The sequence below is a fragment of the Gordonibacter sp. genome (genome assembly GCF_036667095.1).
Lineage (GTDB): Bacteria > Actinomycetota > Coriobacteriia > Coriobacteriales > Eggerthellaceae > Gordonibacter.
In genome coordinates this window covers 1-4424 of the sequence record NZ_JAVWUP010000192.1, presented here as the reverse complement: position 1 = coordinate 4424, position 4424 = coordinate 1, and the positions used below count along the sequence as shown (strand labels likewise).

3 protein-coding genes and 1 tRNA gene are annotated in these 4424 nt (G+C 56.3%); 2 read left to right on the top strand and 2 right to left on the bottom strand.

Translation table 11 applies throughout. The annotated features are described in order from the left end of the window. Positions 1 to 8: 8 nt before the first annotated feature. Positions 9 to 1982: an MDR family MFS transporter gene (locus RR842_RS12200; RefSeq protein ID WP_332722695.1), complete on the bottom strand. Its 1974-nt coding sequence runs from the start codon at positions 1980 to 1982 to the stop codon at positions 9 to 11. 213 nt (positions 1983 to 2195) lie between these two features. Between RR842_RS12200 and RR842_RS12195 the strand changes: the two genes are divergently transcribed. Both RR842_RS12195 and RR842_RS12190 read left to right on the top strand, forming a co-directional pair. Then, positions 2196 to 2831 carry a TetR family transcriptional regulator gene (locus RR842_RS12195; RefSeq protein ID WP_332522281.1) on the top strand — a complete coding sequence of 212 codons (636 nt, stop codon included), beginning with the start codon at positions 2196 to 2198 and terminating at the stop codon, positions 2829 to 2831. Between the two features lie 168 nt (positions 2832 to 2999). Continuing rightward, positions 3000 to 3833 (top strand): deoxyribonuclease IV, encoded by an 834-nt coding sequence (locus RR842_RS12190; RefSeq protein WP_332729910.1) that lies wholly within the window; start codon positions 3000 to 3002, stop codon positions 3831 to 3833. Positions 3834 to 4199: 366 nt separating this feature from the next. On the opposite strand, the gene RR842_RS12185 is transcribed toward RR842_RS12190, so the two are convergent. Then, positions 4200 to 4275: transfer RNA gene (locus RR842_RS12185), tRNA-Ala, on the bottom strand. Positions 4276 to 4424 lie beyond the last annotated feature (149 nt).

Sequence of the window (4424 nt, the reverse complement as noted above, 5' to 3'; positions counted from 1 at the left end):
GGGTGCCCCTAGATCGAGGCCGCGATCGCCTCGTCCTCGGGCAGCGCCGCCGCCTCGTCGACTTTCTCGCGCTGAGGTGCGTCGGTTACCTCGCGTTCCTCCAGGTATTTCCCCATAGAGTAATGGGTGATGTCCGAGCGGTTGATCACGCCCACGACCTGACCCTCGTCGAGCACCGGCACCTTCTTCAGATGGTTCTCGCCTAAAACGCGGCATACCTCGGGCAGATCGGCATGCACGTCAACGCCGATGAGGCCCTTTGCGCCGATGTTTTGCGCCGGTATGTCCATAAGTTCGTCGAGTTTGCGGGCGAAGTCCTTGTTGTCGCCGTCGGCTTCGACCGTCTGCATAATCATTACCACGGGGTCCATGACCATCTGGCTGCGCTTCGACAAAAAGCGCATGATGTCGCCGTCGGATACAAAGCCCACGGGTTTGCCCTGTTCGTTTACGAGGGGAGCAGCACTAATGTGCTTTTCTACCAGCAGTTGCATGGCCTCGGCCACGGTGGCGTTAGCCGGCAAGGTATACACATCGCGCTTCATGATGGCTTCCATAACGGTGCGGCGCGAGTTGTCTTTGTCCTTTAAGGCAGCATCGCCCGGCTTGTTTTTCACCAGGAAGATTACCATGATAAACCCAATGAGGCACAGTACGCCCGCTACGGCAAAGGCCATGTCAATGCCGAAGATGTTGGCTTGGGTCGGTGTCATCGTACCGGTGTTTGCGTTGGTGACAATGGTGGATACCGATATGATAACAGCTGTGCCAAGTGAGCCTGCCACCTGGCGAAACGTATTGTTCACCGAGGTGCCGTGGTTTACTAGCTCGTTGTCGAGCGCGTTCATGCCCCAGGTGGTAATAGGCATGTTCACCAACGCTAGCGAGAACAGGCGCACCGTGTACAACACCGTCAACGTGAGGATGCCGGTGTTCGAATTCAAAAACGCGAAACAAAAGGTGGTTAAGGTAAGTACGCCCATGCCAATAAGGCTCAGCACACGCGGGCCATGCTTATCGAACAGACGGCCTGCAATGGGGCCCATAGCGCCCATGATAATAGCACCCGGCAGCAATACCAGGCCCGACACGGTGGCCGAATACCCCATGAGTGATTGCAGGTAAATGGGCACCAAAATACCAGCAGCCAGCAATGCGCCTTGCACCAGCATGCCAATGATGGTGGCAATAAGGAACTTGCGGTTTGCTAGTACGCGCACCTCCAGCATGGGGCGTTCCATATGCAGCTGGCGGCGGAAGAAGAATACCAGTGCCACTACGCCAACGAGTGTACCTGCAACCGAGCTGACGTTTATGCCATACGAGCCGATGGCCGAGAGCCCGTAGAGTAAGGCACCAAAACCGATGCTGGACAAAACAACAGACGGAATGTCGAGGGTCACGTCCTTTTTCGTCTCGCCGCCGCGCTCCATCACAAACAGCGCGATAAGCACTACTATCAGGGACAGGCCAGTAATAAGGAAGAACAAGTCATGCCAGGTAGCTTGGTCGATAATTACACCGGCCGCCGTGGGGCCAATGGCCGGACCAAAGGCGATAACAATGCCGAATAGCCCCATAGCCTGCCCACGTTTTTCCATGGGGAACGTCCACATGAGCACCGTCATAACCAGCGGCATGAGGATACCTGCACCTGCGGCCTGTACGAGGCGTCCGGCAAGCAATAGGGCAAACGTGGGGCCCCAGCCGGCAAGTGCGCTACCTGCGGTGAAGATAACCATGGCCACGACGAACAGCCGTTTTGTGGTGAACCGATCGGTTAAAAACGCGGTGATCGGTACCATGATGGCGTTCACCAGGGTAAATCCTGTAGTGAGCCACTGTGCTGTAGCGGCATCAACGCTCATCTCGGTCATGATGGACGGCAGAGCCGGTGCTACGACGGTTTGGTTGAGCACGGTAACGAAGGTGCCGAATACCAATACGGCCAACATGATAACTTGCTTGCGCGATAAACCCATAAAGCATTTCCTTCCAAACTGCTTCGCGCCGAATAAAAGCGCCTTCGATGCAAGCCCGAAGGTCTGCTCCGAAGACGCTCAAAACGCATGCGCTTGACGTGATTTACACTCAGTATAAATATATATTCGGTATATGAAAACGAAAGCTGGAAAAGCTATGGTAGACTGCACCGAAATCGCACATCGAATCAGTTGCAGGAGGTATGAAGGATTGTGACAGAGGCTTCATCGGAGGGCTTGCGCTACCGTAAAAAACTCAAAGCACGGATGGGTGTCGAACGGGCGGCGCTTGAGCTGGTAATCGATCGCGGCTACGATGGCGTGACGGTTGAGGACATATGCGCGCAAGCTGAAATATCAAAGAAAACGTTCTTCAACTACTTCCCCTCGAAGGCTGCCGCAATTACGGGACGTGTTGACCCTTTTCCAGACGACGAGCGCCTGGTGGAGATACTCAAGGCGTATTCGGACGCTTGCTATGTCGACGTGCTCGTCGGCGTGGTGGGCGCCGACTTCATGGTAGGAGCCGACGAGCAGATCGTGAGCCTACGCCGCGAGGCTTTGCGCTCCATGCCCCAACTGTTCTTCCTCGGCCAGCGCGACCTGTTGGTTGTCCAACGTGCGATCGCGGCATCGCTGCGTGCCTATCTTGCCGACCACCCCGATTGTCGCCTTATGTCCGATCGACCCCTCGAACACGAGGTACTCGTAGCGTCGTCGGTCGTCATCGGCATCGTTCGCACCCGTTCTATGCTGCATGTGTGCGGAGATGATGCGCCCACCGCATCCGAGACCCGCCATTTGCTAGTGGAGTACCTTTCGCGTGCGGAAAACGAGCCGGTGGCGTAAGTCGGTGGGCTGTTCGGGCGATGTAAGGGCGACCAGCGGGTGGTGGTGTAGGGCTTCGGCCCGATGAACCTTTCGTGCGGTCCGGACAACGTTTGCCGGCGCGCTTTAGGCAAATGGCGTCGGTCTGCTAGGATGGCATTCATTGAATTGCCACTTGAAAGGACGCATATGCTTACCATCGGGTGCCACCTGTCCAGTGCGAAGGGCTACCTCAACATGGCCAAGATGGCGGTGTCCATCGATGCCAACACCTTCCAGTTCTTCACCCGCAACCCACGCGGTGGCCGCGCAAAGGAAATCAACCCCAAGGACGTGGCGGCCTATCACGAATACGCCTCCGAGCACGGTGTGGCTGTCGTGCTTGCGCATGCACCTTACACGCTGAACCCCGCATCCGACAAGCAGCAGACGCGCGACTTTGCCTTGATGGTGCTGGCAGAGGACCTGGGCCGTATGGAGGAGACGCCGCACCAGATGTACAACATGCATCCTGGTAGCGCCACGGGGCAGGCTCCCGAGGTTGCTATCGAGAAGATTGCGGCCGCACTGAACGAGGTGCTGTTGCCCGCGCAGACCACCACGGTGCTGTTGGAGACCATGTCGGGGAAGGGAAGCGAGATCGGCGGCACGTTCGAGCAGCTGGCGGCTCTTATCGAACGCGTCGACTTGGACAGCCACCTAGGCGTGTGTCTGGATACCTGCCACGTGTGGGATGCCGGCTATGACATCGCAGGCGACCTCGACGGCGTCTTGGATGCGTTTGACTGCATTGTCGGCTTGGATCGTCTGCGTGCCATCCACCTGAACGACAGCAAAAATACGCGTGGCTCGCACAAGGATCGCCATGCTCGCATCGGCGAGGGCGAAATTGGCTTTGAGGCGCTTGCCGCCGTGACGAATCACCCCCGGCTGCGCGAGCTTCCCTTCTACTTGGAGACACCGAATGACAAGTTGGAAGGATATGCCGAAGAGATCGCACGGCTACGTGCTGCACGCAAGTAGTAGGATGGCTGCAACAAGAATCGATCGAGCTGGTAGAGTAGGGCGAAGGGGACATGAAAAAAAGATTGACCCGACAAGAGGGGGCTTGTCGGGTCACGAGGAGGGGTGCGACATCGAGATGGCACCGCTCTGCTTTCGAAGGGCAAAGCAGAGGCAAACTAGGGAAGGGAGGCTTTCGTGCGTTTATAAGCATTATAAAAGCTTACCTTGAAGTGCATATGATGGTCACGTGCGCATTTTGTGAATAAGATACTCATGAAGTAGCAATTTAGGGCGTACATCCTGGCCGCTAGCTCTGATTTCGAAAGCCCCCGGTGAGGCGACATACGAAAACAGCCGAATCAACAGATTCGGCTGTATCAAAATTGGTGGAGCCTAGGGGGATCGAACCCCTGACCTCTTGGCTGCCAGCCAAGCGCTCTCCCAGCTGAGCTAAGGCCCCGAAAAGTGCGAAGCCTAGTATACCGTAACCAAAAATATCGTCAAGCAAATTTGCACAAGAAAAAAAATGCAGAAATAAAGGTGTGAACGCAGGCGTGAACGCGGACGTGAACGCAGGTTGATTCGCACCGCAAACAGTTGGCAAACAGT